Below are 1,004 nucleotides of genomic sequence, written 5' to 3'. Positions count from 1 at the left end.
TATCGACAACATCGTCACCTATGCCCGACACCGGATAACCAATGCCTTGGCCGAAAGCCTCAACAGCAAAATTGAGAAGGTTAAACGCCTCGCTTGTGGCTACCGAAACCGAGATCACTATAGGACCGCTATCTACTTCCACTGTGGGGGGTTTGATCTCTACCCAAAAAGGAAACCAAGTGCATTCCAGGTCATCACTGCATGACCGCTATATATAGGGGTCACCCACACAAATGTGCGAAGACCCAAAAATATTTACCTTTTTCAGTTTTTTCAGGTCACTTTTTTTCTGTTGCGGGTTGTCAAAAAAAGCGTCATCTTTTTGACATAATATAGTGTGTAATTATGACGCCAGGTGTTATTTCAATTTACCGGAACTTGCTGTAAAGCTTTTCCTCTTAATCAGAAAAACCCGTTTTGCACCGGTAATTTTCTGGCCATCATCCTTAACAGCACAGTAATTTCGGCCAAGGCATATTATAGTTTCAATAGAATGAATTGCTGAAAGCTGGGGCATTTTATTGATGGGATAAATCGTGATAAATAAAAATCGACTCTAACCTTGACAGACATTTACGAGTCCATCAACTGTTGTCAATCTCGTCTTTTATTGTAGCTTCGCAAGCTTTTTTCTTGGTAGGATTATATTTTGTGTTTGAAGTATTTCTTAAGTTCTAATTGCTTTTAATTAAACCACGGGCTATGCCCGTGCGATCCTAAAAGGTTCGACCGTTCCGGCGGGGAAGAGAATGAGGTATAGGTTCTTCCTCAGGGAAAGCTCTGAAAGGGAGCAGGAGGAAGAACCTATGAAGGATTGGAAATCATTATCACATGTAATGTGGGACTGCAAATATCATCTGGTATTTGGGTGTGCGACAAATTTATGGGTAACGATTTCAGATTGCGGCCCGATGTTCCCAAAAATCTTCCCAACGGTTGCTTAGAATACTACAGCGCAGAGCTATTATACTATTTGCGCCACTAACCGTCCAGTGCATACCCGA

At 41.9% G+C, this 1,004-nt stretch carries 1 protein-coding gene; it reads left to right on the top strand.

Features of this window, described 5'->3' with window-relative positions; all coding sequences use genetic code 11:
* Window position 1 precedes the first annotated feature (1 nt).
* On the top strand, window positions 2-205 hold the full coding sequence (locus tag VXK47_RS07875; RefSeq protein WP_435548224.1) for a transposase: 204 nt from the start codon (window positions 2-4) through the stop codon (window positions 203-205).
* Window positions 206-1,004 lie beyond the last annotated feature (799 nt).

Origin of the sequence: Desulfobacterium sp. N47 (assembly GCF_051233685.1) — a bacterium.
GTDB lineage: Bacteria > Desulfobacterota > Desulfobacteria > Desulfobacterales > RPRI01 > RPRI01.
This window is presented reverse-complemented; position numbering and strand designations above follow the sequence as displayed.